The 15,143-nt window shown below is 67.7% G+C and carries 10 protein-coding genes and 2 tRNA genes; 11 read left to right on the forward strand and 1 reads right to left on the reverse strand.

Features of this window, described 5'->3' with window-relative positions; all coding sequences use genetic code 11:
* Nucleotides 1–82 precede the first annotated feature (82 nt).
* The 4 genes from ASF53_RS01080 to ASF53_RS01095 all read left to right on the forward strand — a co-directional run bounded on the left by ASF53_RS01080 (nt 83) and on the right by ASF53_RS01095 (nt 4,522).
* Complete coding sequence (locus ASF53_RS01080) at nt 83–898, forward strand: 2OG-Fe(II)-dependent halogenase WelO5 family protein (protein WP_056193799.1); 816 nt, start codon at nt 83–85, stop codon at nt 896–898.
* A 4-nt stretch (nt 899–902) separates the two neighbouring features.
* Nucleotides 903–1,694, forward strand: a complete 792-nt coding sequence (locus ASF53_RS01085; RefSeq protein ID WP_056192513.1) for a class I SAM-dependent methyltransferase — start codon at nt 903–905, stop codon at nt 1,692–1,694.
* A gap of 138 nt (nt 1,695–1,832) precedes the next feature.
* Nucleotides 1,833–3,212: a B12-binding domain-containing radical SAM protein gene (locus tag ASF53_RS01090; RefSeq protein WP_056192516.1), complete on the forward strand. Its 1,380-nt coding sequence runs from the start codon at nt 1,833–1,835 to the stop codon at nt 3,210–3,212.
* On the forward strand, nt 3,209–4,522 hold the full coding sequence (locus tag ASF53_RS01095; RefSeq protein ID WP_056193802.1) for a B12-binding domain-containing radical SAM protein: 1,314 nt from the start codon (nt 3,209–3,211) through the stop codon (nt 4,520–4,522). Before ASF53_RS01090 ends, ASF53_RS01095 begins: the two co-directional genes overlap by 4 nt.
* A 6-nt stretch (nt 4,523–4,528) precedes the next feature.
* Here the strand turns inward: ASF53_RS01095 and ASF53_RS01100 are convergent, their stop codons facing one another.
* Nucleotides 4,529–5,968: a multicopper oxidase family protein gene (locus tag ASF53_RS01100; protein WP_056192519.1), complete on the reverse strand. Its 1,440-nt coding sequence runs from the start codon at nt 5,966–5,968 to the stop codon at nt 4,529–4,531.
* Between the two features lie 163 nt (nt 5,969–6,131).
* On the opposite strand from ASF53_RS01100, the gene ASF53_RS01105 reads away from it, so the two are divergent.
* The 7 genes from ASF53_RS01105 to ASF53_RS01135 all read left to right on the forward strand — a co-directional run bounded on the left by ASF53_RS01105 (nt 6,132) and on the right by ASF53_RS01135 (nt 15,134).
* Nucleotides 6,132–6,216: transfer RNA gene (locus ASF53_RS01105), tRNA-Leu, on the forward strand.
* Between the two features lie 119 nt (nt 6,217–6,335).
* Complete coding sequence (gene tig / locus ASF53_RS01110) at nt 6,336–7,772, forward strand: trigger factor (RefSeq protein ID WP_056192522.1); 1,437 nt, start codon at nt 6,336–6,338, stop codon at nt 7,770–7,772.
* 131 nt (nt 7,773–7,903) lie between these two features.
* Nucleotides 7,904–8,530, forward strand: a complete 627-nt coding sequence (locus ASF53_RS01115) for an ATP-dependent Clp protease proteolytic subunit (protein WP_003600395.1) — start codon at nt 7,904–7,906, stop codon at nt 8,528–8,530.
* A gap of 250 nt (nt 8,531–8,780) precedes the next feature.
* Entirely contained in the window at nt 8,781–10,052 is a 1,272-nt protein-coding gene (gene clpX / locus ASF53_RS01120) for an ATP-dependent Clp protease ATP-binding subunit ClpX (RefSeq protein WP_003600394.1), read from the forward strand.
* Between the two features lie 267 nt (nt 10,053–10,319).
* Nucleotides 10,320–12,740, forward strand: coding sequence for an endopeptidase La (gene lon / locus ASF53_RS01125; RefSeq protein WP_056192525.1), 2,421 nt, complete (start codon nt 10,320–10,322; stop codon nt 12,738–12,740).
* Between the two features lie 137 nt (nt 12,741–12,877).
* Nucleotides 12,878–12,953, forward strand: a tRNA-Val gene (locus ASF53_RS01130).
* Nucleotides 12,954–13,895: 942 nt separating this feature from the next.
* The gene (locus tag ASF53_RS01135; RefSeq protein WP_056192527.1) at nt 13,896–15,134 is read left to right on the forward strand and encodes a glycosyltransferase; all 1,239 of its coding nucleotides are present in this window, start codon (nt 13,896–13,898) and stop codon (nt 15,132–15,134) included.
* The last annotated feature ends 9 nt before the right edge of the window (nt 15,135–15,143 follow it).

The raw sequence follows: 15,143 nt of genomic DNA on the forward strand, positions 1-15,143 counted from the left end.
GTTCGGCCACGGCAATCGCCGCCGAAGCCGGCCCGCGGGTCGGGGCGAGGATCGCCGGAATCGGGGCGAGGGGATGGGGGCGATGCCGTTTCTGCAAACGATCGCGATCGACGCTGCCGGGGCCGCGGCCCATGCCGACGCGCTGACGCGGCTGCGGGAGGATGGACTTCAGGCCGTCGTCATCCGCAACGTCCTGACGCCCGCCGAATGCGCGTCGATCGTCGCGGACCTCGCGGTCAACCGGCAGGGCTTCCCCACGACCTCGTTCCCGGCGCCGTTCCGGTCGCATTTCTACGGCATGAACCTGAATCTCGCGGAGCCGGATCTGCGCGCCTATTTCGACATGGCGCCCGGCTTCACGCGCAGCCTCGGGGAGCTGATGGCGCCGTGGGGCGGCTTCGAGACCCGCATCCTCGCCCTGCTCTCGCGCCTCGACGGCGGACGGCCCTATGGCCCGCCCGCCCTGCACGATGGGCGGAGCTACATGGCCACGACCCTGCGCTCGCATCACGAGGGTGGCTACATCCCCCCGCATTTCGACAACGAACAGAAGAATCGCCCGAGCTACCGCCACCTCGAGAGCGTGGTCGAGGGTGACATCTTCTCCTTCGTGCTGACTCTGTCGAAGGCCGAGCGGGGCGGGATGCTCGAAGTCTTCGACGCCAAGGCCGATGCATGGTCGGGCCGGTTCCAGAATCGCGATCGCGCGAGGGAAAAGCCCGACCTCACGCGCTTTGCCCGCCATGCCTTCCATGTCGAGGCCGGGACCATCGTGCTCCTGCGCTCGGGCCGCTTCCTGCATCAGGTCACGCCGGTGGAAGGCGCCCTGCTCCGCTGGACCGCCTGCTCCTTCATGGCCCGGTCCCGCAGCGGCGATGCCGTCCATTGCTGGGGCTAGGTGGGTGGCGCGGATTCCGGCCTATTTCGACGCATTCCTCGCGGCGGTGGCAGGGGGTGCCGCGATCGATCATGTCCATCTCGGCCATTGGGACGAGCCGGGGGCGATCGGTCCGGCCCGGGCGCGGGCGGGGTTCGCGCAGGCGCAGGAGCAGTTGAGCGCGGCGCTCGTCGCGTGGCTCGACCTCGCGCCGGGCCACCGCGTGCTCGATGTCGGCTGCGGCTTCGGCGGCACCCTGCGGGCGATCCGGCGGAGCAATCCCGAGGCGGAGGTGATCGGGCTCAACCTCGATCCGCGCCAACTCGCGGTCGGACTTCGCCAGGACGACCGGCCGCGCAACGCCGCCTGGGTCGCGGGCGATGCCTGCCGACTGCCCTTCGCGGGCGCCGCGTTCGATCGGCTCCTCTGCGTCGAGGCGGCGTTCCACTTCGCCTCCCGGCGCGCCTTCTTCGGTGAAGCGCACCGCGTCCTGACCCGCGACGGGGTGCTCGTGATGAGCGACATCGTCCTCACCCGGCCGCCGCTTCCGCCGGAGCGGGTCGCGCTATTCGCAGACGGGCTCGAGGCTGCCTTCGGTCCCTGGCCCGACAAATGGGCGGGGCTCGACGCGATCCGCCGCGATGCGGAAGCCGCCGGCTTCACCCTCCGGGTCACCGACGCCACCGCGAACACGGAGCCGAGCTATCACACCATCGCCTCGGATCGGCGCGGCACGCCAACCGGCGGCGACGTCTTGCGGGAACTGCACCGCCTCGGCTGCCTACATTATCTTTATTGTCGCCTCGACAAACGATGAGACGAATCCAGCGGCCGCGGTCTCAAGACGATATGAGGGCGGGACGCGTCGATTGGATCTCTCAAGTTCTGCCGAGGCTTTAAATTCGCTTCCCTCACGCCTGATCGCATCGGGCGCCCCTCCGGTCATCGCGAAACCATGCTCGAGCCGTCCTCCCCCACGCATCGGCGCATCGCCCTCGTCTGCATGACGCCGCGCCCCGATGCGCAGGAACTGGGCGAGTTGCATCTGCCGAGCTACGGCATCCGGCGCATTCATGCGGCTTTGCTCGGCGATCCCGATCTCGCCGACGCGTCCGTGCGGCTGTTCGACCGCCGCACCGCCGATATCGAGGCTTACGTCGCGGAGATTCTGGATTTCGAGCCCGACCTCGTCGGCTTCTCGATCTATGTCTGGTCGGCGCCGGCCATGATCGCGGTAGCGCGGGCCCTGCGCGCCCGCCGTCCCGCGCTCGCCATCGTCTTCGGCGGTCCCTCGGCGCGATCCGCCTTCTTCGATCTCGAACCCTACCGCCCGGCTCATGCCTATCTCGACGCCGTGGTCGAGGGCGACGGCGAAGAGATCATCTGCGAGATCGCGCGGCTGCCGCAGCTCGACCAGGCCGCCTGGGAGCGGGTGCGCGGGCTGACGCTGCCGACCGCAACCGGCTGGCTGCGGACCGAGCGGCGCCCGCCCATCACCGCCCTCGACCGGATCGCCTCACCCTATGCCCACGGGCTGATGCCGCAGGGGGGCGTGGCCTATCTCGAGAGCTTCCGCGGCTGCCCGCTTTCCTGCCGCTTCTGCGAGTGGGGCACGAAGGAGAACAGCAAGGCCTCCTTCTCGGCCGACTACATCGCCCGCGAGCTCGACGCCTTCCGCACCCTGGAAGCCCCGGCGGTGTTCCTGCTCGATGCCGGCCTCAACCTGAATATCGGCGCTTTCCGCAACCTTCGGCTCGCCAACCAGCGCTCGGGCTTCCTCAAGGAAACCCTGCTCTGGGCGGAGATCTACCCGTCGATCGTGCGCGACGAGCATCTCGCCTTCATCGAGGAGATCGGCACCGCCTATCTCGGCGTCGGGATGCAGTCGATGGACCCGGCGGTCCTGCGCCTGCACGACCGCCCGTCGGATTCGCCCCGTTTCGAAGCGGCGGTGCGGGCGCTGGCCCGCGTCACCAATATCGAGCTGCAGATCATCGCGGTTCTGCCCGGCGACACGCCGGAAGGGTTCTTCCGCACCCTCGATTACGCCCTGTCGCTGCCCGCGAGCGTCCGGGTCTATCACTGCCTCGTCCTGCCCGACGCGCTGCTGACCCGCAGCCGGCCGGAATGGAACGTCCGCTTCGACCCGCACTCGCTGACGATGCGCTCCTGCGAAGGATGGAGCGAGGACGCGGTGGCGCGCACCCGCGCGGAGCTGCGCCGCCGGGCGCTCGCCGCCGGCGGCAAGGCCGGCGAGTTCTGGTGGGCATTCCCGCGTCAGCCCCAGCGCGTCACCCAAGCCCGCGCCTCGTGGCGGCAGGCCGCCGCGCGATGACAGCGGTTCGCTCCGGCCGGCGTGTCGCGCTGGTGGCGCAGTACCCGGAGCGCGATCCGGCGATGCCGAGCTTCGTGCCCAATCTCGGCCTGCGCATGGTCGAGGCCACCCTGCGCGCCGCCGCCCTTCCCGGCCTCGACTGCCGGGTCTGGGACATGACCGGCGGCGACCCCGAGCGGGTCGCCCGCGAGATCGCGGCTTTCGACCCCGACATCGTCGGCTTCTCGGCCTATCTCTGGTCGCTGCCCTTCCTCTGCCGTGTCACCGCGCTCCTCAAGCAGGACGACCCCGCCCGGCTCATCGTGTTCGGCGGCCCTTCCGCCCGGCCGGTCATGTTCGCGCGCCCGCCCTTCTCGAAAGCGGCGGACGACATCGACGTCCTCGTCATCAATGAGGGCGAGGAGACCTTCCTCGAAATCGTCTCGCTCGAACAGCGCACCTCGGCCGCGCTCGGTACCCTGCGCGGCGTCGCCGTCCGGGATGGCGCAGGCTGGCGCGAGACCCCGGCGCGGCCGCTCGCCAACCTCGACAGCCTCGCCTCGCCCTACGCGCTGAACCTCGTGCAACATGGCGGCCTCGGCGTGCTCCAGACCTACCGGGGCTGCCCGTTCACCTGCTCGTTCTGCGAGTGGGGCACGATGGAATCACCCAAGCGCGTGCGCGCGGTAGATCATCTGAGCCGGGAGTTCGAGGCCATCGCCGGCCACGATGTCTACGCGGCACTCCTCGTCGATGCCGGGCTGAACCTCAACCGCAACGCCTTCCTCAACCTCCGGCGCGCCGCCGAGGAGAGCGGCTTCTTCGAGCGCCACGGATTGATCTGCGAGGTCTATCCGGCGGCGGTGCGGCAGGAGCATCTCGATTTTCTGGCCACCGTCAGCAACGCCTATGTCGGCATCGGCCTGCAGAGCTTCGACAACGCCGTGCTGGCCCATGTGGATCGCACCTACGACGAGCGGCGCTTCGACGAGACCTTCGCCAAGCTCGATGCGGTGGCGAGCCTCGCCGTCGAGATCATCCTGGGATTGCCCGGCGACAATCCCGAAACCTTCCGGCGCAATTTCGAGCGCGCCCGCCGGCTGCCCTGCGCGCTCCGCGTCTATCACTGCGTGGTGCTGCCCTCGGGCCTGATGGTGCGCTCGCCCCCCGAGCATCGCCTCGACTACGACCCGGTCTCCCTGAAGATGACCTCCTGCACCGGCTGGAGCGAGGCCGCCCTCGCGGCGGAATGCCGCTTCCTCACCCGACAGGCCGCGCTCCAGGGCGGGCGCTCGGGTGAGTTCTTCTGGACGTTCCCGCCGCCGCGGTGAGGGCGTTCAGCTCACCGCGAAGCTCGTCCACAGGCCCGTATCGAACCGCTCCAGCACGGTCGCGCTAAGCAGCCAGCGGCCGGGATTGTCGGCGACGAACGCGATCTGCGCGCTTTTGCCTTCCGGGATCTGCACGGTGTCGAGCCAGTAGGGCTCCCAGCCGTCATCGAGCTGGTGCAGCAGGCGGAAGACGTGGCCGTGCAGGTGCAGGCTCTGCATGAAGCCGGTGTCGTTGCGGATCGACAGCACCACGACCCCGCCGCGCTTGACCGAGAACAGGGGGGCCGCCCCCGACGCTCCGCTCGCGCCGTTGATCTGCCAGATCTTGGCGGGATCGCCGGAATAGGGCGTCTCGGCGCCGGGCTTCGTCTTGTCGGGCCGCACGCCGCCCGTCAGCACGAGTTCGCGGCGAAGCGCGCTTTGCAACCGGATCTCGGCCGGCAGGCGCTTGTTCTCGGGGATCGAGCCGATCGCGGCGCGGCCGGATTGCGCCACCGGCTCGCCGATGGCGGTCAGGGTCGCCAGCGGCAGACCCTGACCGATCAGAGCGGTGATCGTGCCGGCCGGTCCCGCCTGCACCGGGAGATCGAGGAGCAGGTCGTAGCGCGTGCCCGGCGCGAAGGGGAGCGTCGCCTTCAGAGGCTCGAAGGTGTCCGTCGGCTGGCCGTCCACGGCCGCGACATAAGCCTTCAGCCCGTCGAAGCGGATGCGCAGGCTGCGCGCGTTGCAGGCATTGGCGAGCCGCAGGCGCAGACGGCTGCCCGGCCGCGCGTCGAGTACGAGCGGGATCGGCCGTCCGTTGAGCGTCACCACGCTGCCGAGCCGCCCGGCCGCGGCGGCGAAGGCGACCTGCCCGAAGGGTTGGAGCGCACCGGCCTCGTCGAGCCTCCAATCCTGCACGAGTAAAGCGAGATCCTGATCGACCGGAGGCGGGGCGGGCTCCTCCACGATCAGCATGCCGGCGATGCCCCGGCCGGACGGCTCGCTCGATCCGCCGACGACGAGCGGGCGAATCAGGAAGCTGCCGGCATCCGGCGGCGTGAAGTCGTAGGTGAAGCTCGCGCCCGGCTTGATCGGCTCCTGGGTGACGCCGCCGACGCCGTCCATGGCGTTGGCGATTCGCACCCCGTGCCAGTGCAGCGAAAGCGGCTGGTCGGTCCCGTTCTCGACGCGCAGGCGAACCGCCTCGCCGAGCTTGATCCGCAGGATCGGCGCCTCGGCGTCGCCGAGACGCCATACCGCCGTCTCGGGCGCGGGTTCGGGCTTCAGACGCAGCTTGGCCGGTGCCGCCTTGATCGCTTTCGGCTCCGGAAGCGGAGCCTTCCCGGCAGGCGTCTGTGCCGAGGCCGTCCCCGGCATCAGGGCGAGGGCGGCGCTGCCCGCGAGCAGATCGCGCCGTGAGAACGATCCCGGCGCGGGCTCGGCCGTCGGGTCGGGATTTCGCATGGCGTCTCGCGTCATCGTTCGGTTGGGCTCGCGTTGTAGACAGGCTTCGTCCGACCCGCCACCGCACGCGGAGCCCCGCAAGTTTTTTGCTGCGGGCTCGGGTGCGCGTGCTATAGACGCGCGCTTCGACGGCCCGGTATCCGGGCTCGTGTCGATGGCGCTCGCGGGCGTGGCGGAACTGGTAGACGCGCTGGATTTAGGTTCCAGTGTCGCAAGACGTGGGGGTTCGAGCCCCTCCGCCCGCACCATGTCCGTATCGGCGTCAGGAACCCACGCGGTTCCCGCCGGAGCTTCCGCATGGGGCTTCCCTGGCGCAGCGACACGCGAAGACGAGATTGCGGTTTTAGAAAACAGCGGACGAACGACGATGCAGGTGACCGAGACGACCTCCGAGGGGCTGAAGCGCGAGTTTCAGGTGCTCCTCCCCGCGAACGAGCTTGAGGATCGCCTCAACACCGAGCTCTCGAACATCAAGGGCAAGGTCCAGATCAAGGGCTTCCGCCCCGGCAAGGTGCCGGTCGCGCATCTGCGCAAGGTCTACGGCAAGTCGGTGATGGCCGACGTGCTGCAGAACGCCGTCAACGAGGCCAACCAGCAGATCGTCGCCGACAAGGGCCTGCGCCTCGCGCTGGAGCCGCAGATCGAGTTCCCGAAGGACGAGGAGCAGACCATCATCGAGCGCGCGCTCGATGCCAAGGGCGACCTCGCCTTCAAGGTGAAGCTCGAGGTGCTGCCGAGCTTCGAGCTCGCCGACCTCTCCGACGTGTCGATCAAGAAGCTCGTGCTCAAGCCCTCCGACGAAGAGGTCAACGAGACGCTCGAGCGCATGGCCAAGGACAGCCGTTCCTTCGAGCCCCGCGAGGAGGGCGCCGAGGCGCAGTCCGGCGACCGCGTCACCATCGACTTCGTCGGCCGCATCGACGGCACCGAGTTCGAGGGCGGCAAGGGCGAGGACGTCGATCTGGAACTCGGCTCCAACACCTTCATCCCCGGCTTCGAGGACCAGCTCGTCGGCGCCAAGGTCGGCGACAGCCGCCTCGTGAAGGTCGCCTTCCCGGCCGATTACCAGGCCGAGCAGCTCGCCGGTAAGGATGCCGAGTTCGACGTCACCGTGAAGGTCGTCGCCGCCCCCGGCGAGACCAAGATCGACGACGAGCTGGCCAAGCGCTTCGGCATGGACGACCTCGAGAAGCTGAAGGAAGCCGTCTCCAAGGCCGTCGGCTCCGATTACGAGGCCCAGTCCCGGCGCAAGCTCAAGAAGGAGCTGCTCGACGCGCTCGACGGCAAATACGCCTTCGACCTGCCCCCGAGCCTTGTCCACCAGGAGTTCGCCGCCGTGTGGGCCCAGGTCGAGCAGGACCTGAAGACCCGCGGCAAGACCTTTGAGGACGAGGGCACGACCGAGGAGGCTTCGCAGGCGGAGTACCGCAAGATCGCCGAGCGCCGCGTCCGCCTCGGTCTGGTGCTTGCGCAAGTCGGCGAGACCGCCGATATCAAGGTCTCGGATGACGAGGTCAATCAGGCCCTGTTCGCCCGGATCCGGCAGTTCCCGGGCCAGGAGAAGCAGGTCTACGACTTCTACCGCAACAATCCGCAGGCGCTCGCCGAGCTTCGCGCGCCGCTGTTCGAGGAGAAGGTCGTCGACCATGTCCTCGGTCAGGTCCAAGTCGTCGAGGAACCCGTCTCCAAGGAGGCGCTCTTCGCCGAAGACGACGAGGCCGACGCCGTGACCGGCGGGGCCGCGACGGACGAGAAGCCGAGCGAGTCCAACAACGAGGCGGCGGCCGACAAGGCTGCCGGCTGATCGCCGACCCACCGGCTCCGCGGCGGGCGGCGATCTTTGAGATCAGGCGGCGTTAACGCTTGCCGTGTTCGCTGTAACCATCCGGCCTCGGGCGATTCGCCCCGGGGCCGGACCCGGAGCCGAGGGCTGCAATGAGAGATCCGGTCGATTACTTCCACAACTCGCTCGTGCCCATGGTGGTCGAGCAGTCGAGCCGCGGCGAACGCGCGTTCGACATCTACTCGCGGCTTCTGCGCGAGCGGATCATCTTCCTCACCGGCCCCGTCGAGGACCAGGGCGCGTCGCTGATCGTCGCCCAGCTTCTGTTCCTGGAAGCCGAGAACCCGAAGAAGGAAATTTCCTTCTACATCAACTCGCCCGGCGGCGTGGTGACCTCGGGCCTGTCGATCTACGACACGATGCAGTTCATCCGCTGCCCCGTCACGACGCTCTGCGTCGGTCAGGCGGCTTCGATGGGCTCGCTCCTGCTGGCCGCGGGTGAGGCCGGCCACCGCTTCGCCCTGCCGAACGCCCGGATCATGGTGCACCAGCCCTCCGGCGGCTTCCAGGGTCAGGCCACCGACATCCTGATCCATGCCCGCGAGATCGAGGCGCTCAAGAAGCGCCTGAACGAGATCTACGTGAAGCATACCGGCCGTGAGTACGAGACCATTCATCAGGCGCTCGAGCGCGACAACTTCATGACCGCCGACGCGGCCAAGGAGTTCGGCCTGATCGACGACATCCTGCACAAGCGTCCCGAGCCGGCCGCTGCCTGAGTAGGACCAGAAACCCGGGGCGTCCGGGGCCGCTGACCCGACCCGGTCGGGTCATGCGTCCTTTGGGCGCCCGCCCCAGCCGATAGGCCGGTTGATCCCGAGCCGGCTGCGTGATTGCATCGGGATGATAGTGCCTCAATCCCGACGCATCCGCCCTGTGTGACTGTTTCTTTAGGCGGATGCGCTTACATCATATGAACGACGCGCGTGTCCTCCTGGCTGGGGCCGCGCCCGCGAACCGGAGACCGACATGAGCAAGACAGGCGGCAACGACTCGAAGAGCACGCTGTACTGCTCGTTCTGCGGCAAGAGCCAGCACGAGGTTCGCAAGCTGATTGCGGGCCCGACGGTGTTCATCTGCGACGAGTGCGTCGAGCTGTGCATGGACATCATCCGCGAGGAATCGAAGTCCTCGCTGGTGAAGTCCCGCGACGGGGTGCCGACTCCGAAGGAGATCCGGCGCGTTCTCGACGACTATGTCATCGGGCAGGACTTCGCCAAGAAGGTTCTCTCGGTGGCCGTGCACAACCACTACAAGCGGCTCGCGCACGCGACGAAGCACAACGACGTCGAACTCGCCAAGTCCAACATCATGCTGATCGGGCCGACGGGCTCGGGCAAGACGCTGCTCGCGCAGACGCTCGCCCGCATCCTCGACGTGCCCTTCACCATGGCCGACGCCACCACGCTGACGGAAGCGGGCTATGTCGGTGAGGACGTCGAGAACATCATCCTCAAGCTGCTCCAGGCCTCCGACTACAACGTCGAGCGGGCGCAGCGCGGCATCGTCTACATCGACGAGATCGACAAGATCTCCCGCAAGTCGGACAACCCCTCGATCACCCGCGACGTCTCGGGCGAGGGCGTGCAGCAGGCGCTCCTGAAGATCATGGAAGGCACCGTCGCCTCCGTGCCTCCGCAGGGCGGCCGCAAGCACCCGCAGCAGGAGTTCCTGCAGGTCGACACCACGAACATCCTGTTCATCTGCGGCGGCGCCTTCGCCGGACTGGAGCGCATCATCTCCCAGCGCGGCAAGGGGACCTCGATCGGCTTCGGCGCCAGCGTCCAGGCCCCCGATGATCGCCGCACCGGCGAGGTGTTCCGCTCGGTGGAACCCGAGGATCTGCTGAAGTTCGGACTCATCCCCGAATTCGTCGGTCGTCTGCCGGTTCTGGCGACGCTGGAGGATCTCGATGAGGAAGCCCTCAAGAAGATCCTGCAGGAGCCCAAGAACGCGCTGGTCAAGCAGTACCAGCGCCTGTTCGAGATGGAGAATGTCGAGCTGACCTTCCAGGACGAGGCGCTCAGCCTCGTTGCCCGCAAGGCCATCGAGCGCAAGACCGGCGCCCGCGGCCTGCGCTCGATCCTGGAGACCATCCTCCTCGACACGATGTACGACCTGCCCGGCCTCGAATCCGTTGAGCAGGTGGTCATCGGCCCGGAGGTGGTCGAGGGCAAATCCCGGCCGCTCTTCATCCACGGCGACCGCAACAAGGAAGCCCCGGCCAGCGTCAGCGCCTGACCGGCAAACATCCGGGGCCGCACGGTTTTTGAGCCGGCGGCCCTTTTTCGTTCCGGGGGGTGCCTGCGCTTGAAAGCGCCCCCCGCAACGACCATTTCAGGCTCAACGCAGGGCTCCACGCTTCATCCCCCGAAAGGTCGGGCCCGCGCCGCCAGCCGCAAACTGATTATCCGCTTCCGACCCTTCGCGGCCCGGTCGGCACCTGGCAAGATGCTTGCTCGCCGTTGAGGAGCGACTGCCCGGCGTCAACACATAAGGGAAGAACTTATGACCCAGTCGAAATCGCGCCAGCCGGTCGTTCCCGGTTCGACGGGCTCTTATGCCGTCCTGCCGCTGCGCGACATCGTCGTGTTTCCGCACATGATCGTGCCCCTGTTCGTGGGCCGCGAGAAGTCGATCCGTGCGCTTGAGGAGGCGGTCCGCTCGGACCGGCACATCCTGCTCGCGACGCAGATCAATGCCAGCGACGACGATCCGGCCACCGACGCGATCTACACGATCGGTACACTCGCCTCCGTGTTGCAGCTCCTCAAGCTGCCCGACGGCACCGTGAAGGTGCTGGTCGAGGGCGCTGGCCGTGCGCAGATCGAGTCCTTCGTGCGCTCGGACGAGTATTACGAGGCGCAGGCTCTCACGCTCACCGATGACCTCGGCGACCGCGTCGAGGCCGAGGCGCTCGCACGCTCGGTGATCTCCGAGTTCGAGAACTACGTGAAGCTCAACAAGAAGATCTCCCCCGAGGTCGTCTCCGCGGTCACGCAGATCGACGAGCCGTCCAAGCTCGCCGACACCGTCGGCTCGCACCTCGCGGTCAAGATCGCCGACAAGCAGGCGATCCTCGAAATCCCCACGGTGGCGCAGCGCCTCGAGCGTGTGCTGTCGCTGATGGAGAGCGAGATCTCCGTGTTGCAGGTGGAGAAGCGCATCCGCACCCGCGTCAAGCGGCAGATGGAGAAGACCCAGCGCGAGTACTACCTCAACGAGCAGATGAAGGCGATCCAGAAGGAGCTCGGCGACGAGGACGGTCGCGACGAGCTGGCCGAGCTGGAAGACAAGATCGAGAAGACCAAGCTGACGAAGGAGGCCCGCGAGAAGGCCGCCGCCGAGCTGAAGAAGCTGCGGCAGATGTCGCCGATGTCGGCCGAGGCCACGGTCGTGCGCAACTATCTCGACTGGATGCTCGGCATCCCGTGGGGCAAGCGCTCGAAGATCAAGAAGGATCTGCTCGGGGCTCAACAGATCCTCGACTCGGATCACTTCGGCCTCGACAAGGTCAAGGACCGGATCGTCGAGTACCTCGCCGTGCAGCAGCGGGCGAACAAGCTCACCGGCCCGATCCTCTGCCTCGTCGGACCGCCCGGCGTCGGCAAGACCTCGCTCGGCAAGTCGATCGCCAAGGCCACGGGCCGCGAATTCGTCCGGATGTCGCTCGGCGGCGTGCGTGACGAGGCCGAGATCCGCGGTCACCGCCGGACCTATATCGGCTCGATGCCCGGCAAGATCGTCCAGTCGATGCGCAAGGCCAAGACCTCGAACCCGCTCATCCTGCTCGACGAGATCGACAAGATGGGCATGGACTTCCGCGGCGATCCCTCCGCGGCGCTCCTTGAGGTTCTCGATCCGGAGCAGAACGCGACCTTCAACGACCATTACCTCGAGGTCGATTACGACCTGTCGAACGTGATGTTCGTGACGACGGCGAACACGCTCAACATCCCCGGCCCGCTCATGGACCGGATGGAGGTGATCCGTATCGCCGGCTACACGGAGGAGGAGAAGCTCCAGATCGCCCGCCGCCACTTGATCCCCGAGGCGGTCAAGAAGCACGGGCTCACCCCCGACGAGTGGTCGATCACCGACGACGGTCTGATGATGCTCATCCGCCGCTACACGCGGGAGGCGGGCGTCCGTAACCTGGAGCGCGAGATCTCCAACCTGATCCGTAAGGCGGTGAAGGAGATCCTGATCACCAAGGTGAAGCAGGTCGAGGCCAACCCCGAGACGCTGCCGGAATTCCTCGGCCCGCCGAAGTTCCGCTACGGCGAGATCGACGCGGACGATCAGGTCGGCGTGGTGACGGGTCTGGCCTGGACCGAGGTGGGCGGCGAGTTGCTGACCATCGAGGGCGTCATGATGCCGGGTAAGGGCAAGATGACGGTCACGGGCAACCTGCGCGACGTGATGAAGGAGTCGATCTCGGCGGCGGCGTCCTACGTCCGCTCGCGGGCCATCGATTTCGGCATCGAGCCGCCGCTGTTCGAGCGCCGGGACATCCACGTCCACGTTCCGGAAGGGGCAACCCCGAAGGACGGTCCGTCGGCCGGCATCGCCATGGCCACCGCGATCATCTCGACGCTCACCGGCATCCCGGTGCGCCGCGATGTGGCCATGACCGGCGAGGTGACCCTGCGCGGTCGCGTCCTGCCGATCGGCGGTCTGAAGGAGAAGCTGCTCGCCGCACTCCGCGGCGGCATCAAGACGGTGATGATCCCGGAAGAGAACGCCAAGGACATCGCCGAGGTGCCCGACAGCGTGAAGAACGGTCTGGAGATCATCCCCGTCTCGCGGATGGATCAGGTGCTGCTGCACGCCCTCGTGCGCCAGCCCGAGCCCATCGAGTGGGACGAGCCGCTCCCGGCCAAGACGCCGAAGCGGGATGAGGACGGCGCGGCGGTCATCGCCCACTGATCCTTAGCTCGCATCAAACGAACGAAGCCCCCGGAGCGCCGCTCCGGGGGCTTTTTCGTGCGCCGAGTCAGGGGAAGAGCGCGAGCCCGGTCTTGCGCAGCCGCGATCCCTTCCGTAACGCTTCGCGGCGCCGGTTCGGGCGGTTAGCTCAGTTGGTAGAGCGTCTCCTTTACACGGAGAGGGTCGGGGGTTCGAGTCCCTCACCGCCCACCAATCCGGGCGCAGGATGGCTCAAAGGCGAGCGCGACGGTGCTTGCCGGCCCCATGGGCATTCCGACGGATCACCCTGGTCGAGACTTCTCCCTGCGAGCGCGCTCCATGCCCGAGCGGCCCGCTCCGGGATGGGATCACGCGGACGTACCGCATCATCCGATCCAGCCGAAAACTGAAACCAGGGCCCCCTTCCGCGTTCCCCGTTCAGGCATGAGCGGGGAGTGACATGGAAGGTGGGCTGATCTGGCTCGGCATCATCGCCGGCATCTTGGGGTTGAGCGGCCTCGGCTACCTGTTTGCGGCTTGGGCGAAAGCGCGGAGGGAGCCGCGCTGACGCCAGCCGCGCCGGAGGGGAGGGGGCCGGAGCGGGCAGCGTGCTTTACTGCGAAACGAGGGAGCCCTGCCGATCACGCGGCTCGTACCGGTTCGCTATGCCCGCGCCGCAGCATTGTCGTTGTCGCTGGGCTGGAGGCTCGTGGTACCGGTCCGATCAGTCTTCTCTTTCCCCCGAAGCAGCAGCGGCACGATCCGCGTCGAGCGTCGGTAGATCCAGGCCTCGTGCCGGCGGCGCAAGGGACGTCCGTATTGGACGGTTTCTCTTCCACACATGGTCATTCTTCACGGTGACGTCTGGCTGACTTGTCCCTGAAGCTAACCGCGAACTATCGGGATGCATTGACTGGACGTCCCAAAATTTACGCCGACGCGCTTTGCCGCACGGAGGCAACGCCGTCGCAACGCGCTCAGGGCCTCGCTTGATCGGCGGTGGTACCCGCATCAGCCGTGCAGTGCCTCCGTTTGACGCAGTTTTTTTGCACTGCCGAAGCGCCGAGGGGGATGAATCGCCCCGGCTGAGCCGCTCAACCCTTTGGTGCAGAAGAAGGCGCATGTCAGCGCCCGCTGCGTTGCGCCGGTTGGACAAGAGGGTACCGGCGCGCCGGAATGACGGATTTTCTGTTCGTTCACGACCACTTCCCGGGGCCATTCGGCTTTCTCGCCGAGGCCCTGATGGATCGAGGCCATCGCTGCGCGGCCATCGCCGGAGAGGCGGCACCGGGCTTGGCCGGCTTGCCGATCCTGCGGTGGCGTCCGGGGCGGAAGGTGACGCCGGGCCTGTTTCCGCTGGCCCATCCTACGGAATCGGCCTTCATCAACGCCACCGCCGCCCTGCGATGCGCGCTCGAACTGCGCAAGCACGGCTTCGATCCGGCCGTCATCGTCGGGCATCCGGGGCGCGGGGAATCGCTGCTGCTCAACCAAGTCTTTCCGCGGGCGCGTCGGCTCGCCTACGCGCCGTATTACCGGGCGGACGGGGATGCGCTCGGCTTTGATTCCGAGTGGACGCGCCCGCCCAACCTCGAAGACCGCGTGCGGGACCGCGCCGGGAACGCGACGCTGGCCATGGCTTATGCCGAGGCCGAACGGCTGGTCTGCCCGACGGAGTTTCAGCGAAGTCTCTTACCGGCGGGCTTGCGGGCGCAGGCCAGCGTGATCCACGAGGGGATCGACACCGACGAGGTGCGCTACGATCCCCATGCCGTCGTGCATCTGCCCAACGGGCGCAAACTGACCAAGGCGCGGCCGGTCATCACCTTCATCGCTCGGCAATTGGAGCCGCTGCGCGGTTTCCCGACCTTCATGCGCGCCCTGCCGACGCTACTCGAAGCCGTGCCCCAGGCCGAGATTCTCATTGTCGGGAGCGACGGGCGCGGGGATGCCGCGGCAAAGGCGGCGCAGCCCCCGACGTGGAAGGAACGTCTGCTGGCCGAGCTCGACGGCCGGCTCGATCGTGAGCGCCTCCATTTCCTCCCCCGTCTCACGCACGAGGAAATGGTGGCCGCCCTCTCGGTCGCCACGGCGCATGTCGCCTACACCTATCCCTTCTCGCTCTCGCGGGTCTTCCTGAAGGCGATGGCGTGCGAATGCCTCGTGATCGCCTCGGACACCGCGCCGGTGCGGGAGGTGGTGCGGGACGGCGTGAACGGCATCATCCGCGATTTCTTCGACGCCGATGCGCTGTCGGAGGCGCTCATCGACGCCTGCCGCGCGCCCGAACGGTGGCGGCCTCTGCGCGAGGCGGCCCGGCGGACGGTCATCGATCGCTACGACCGGCGGCGTCACTGCCTGCCGACCTGGCTCGCGCTGCTGACCTATCTCGCCGACGCGCCGGCCCGTGCCTGAGCGGCGCGG

It is taken from the genome of Methylobacterium sp. Leaf123, from assembly GCF_001423405.1.
In the GTDB taxonomy this organism is placed as follows: domain Bacteria; phylum Pseudomonadota; class Alphaproteobacteria; order Rhizobiales; family Beijerinckiaceae; genus Methylobacterium.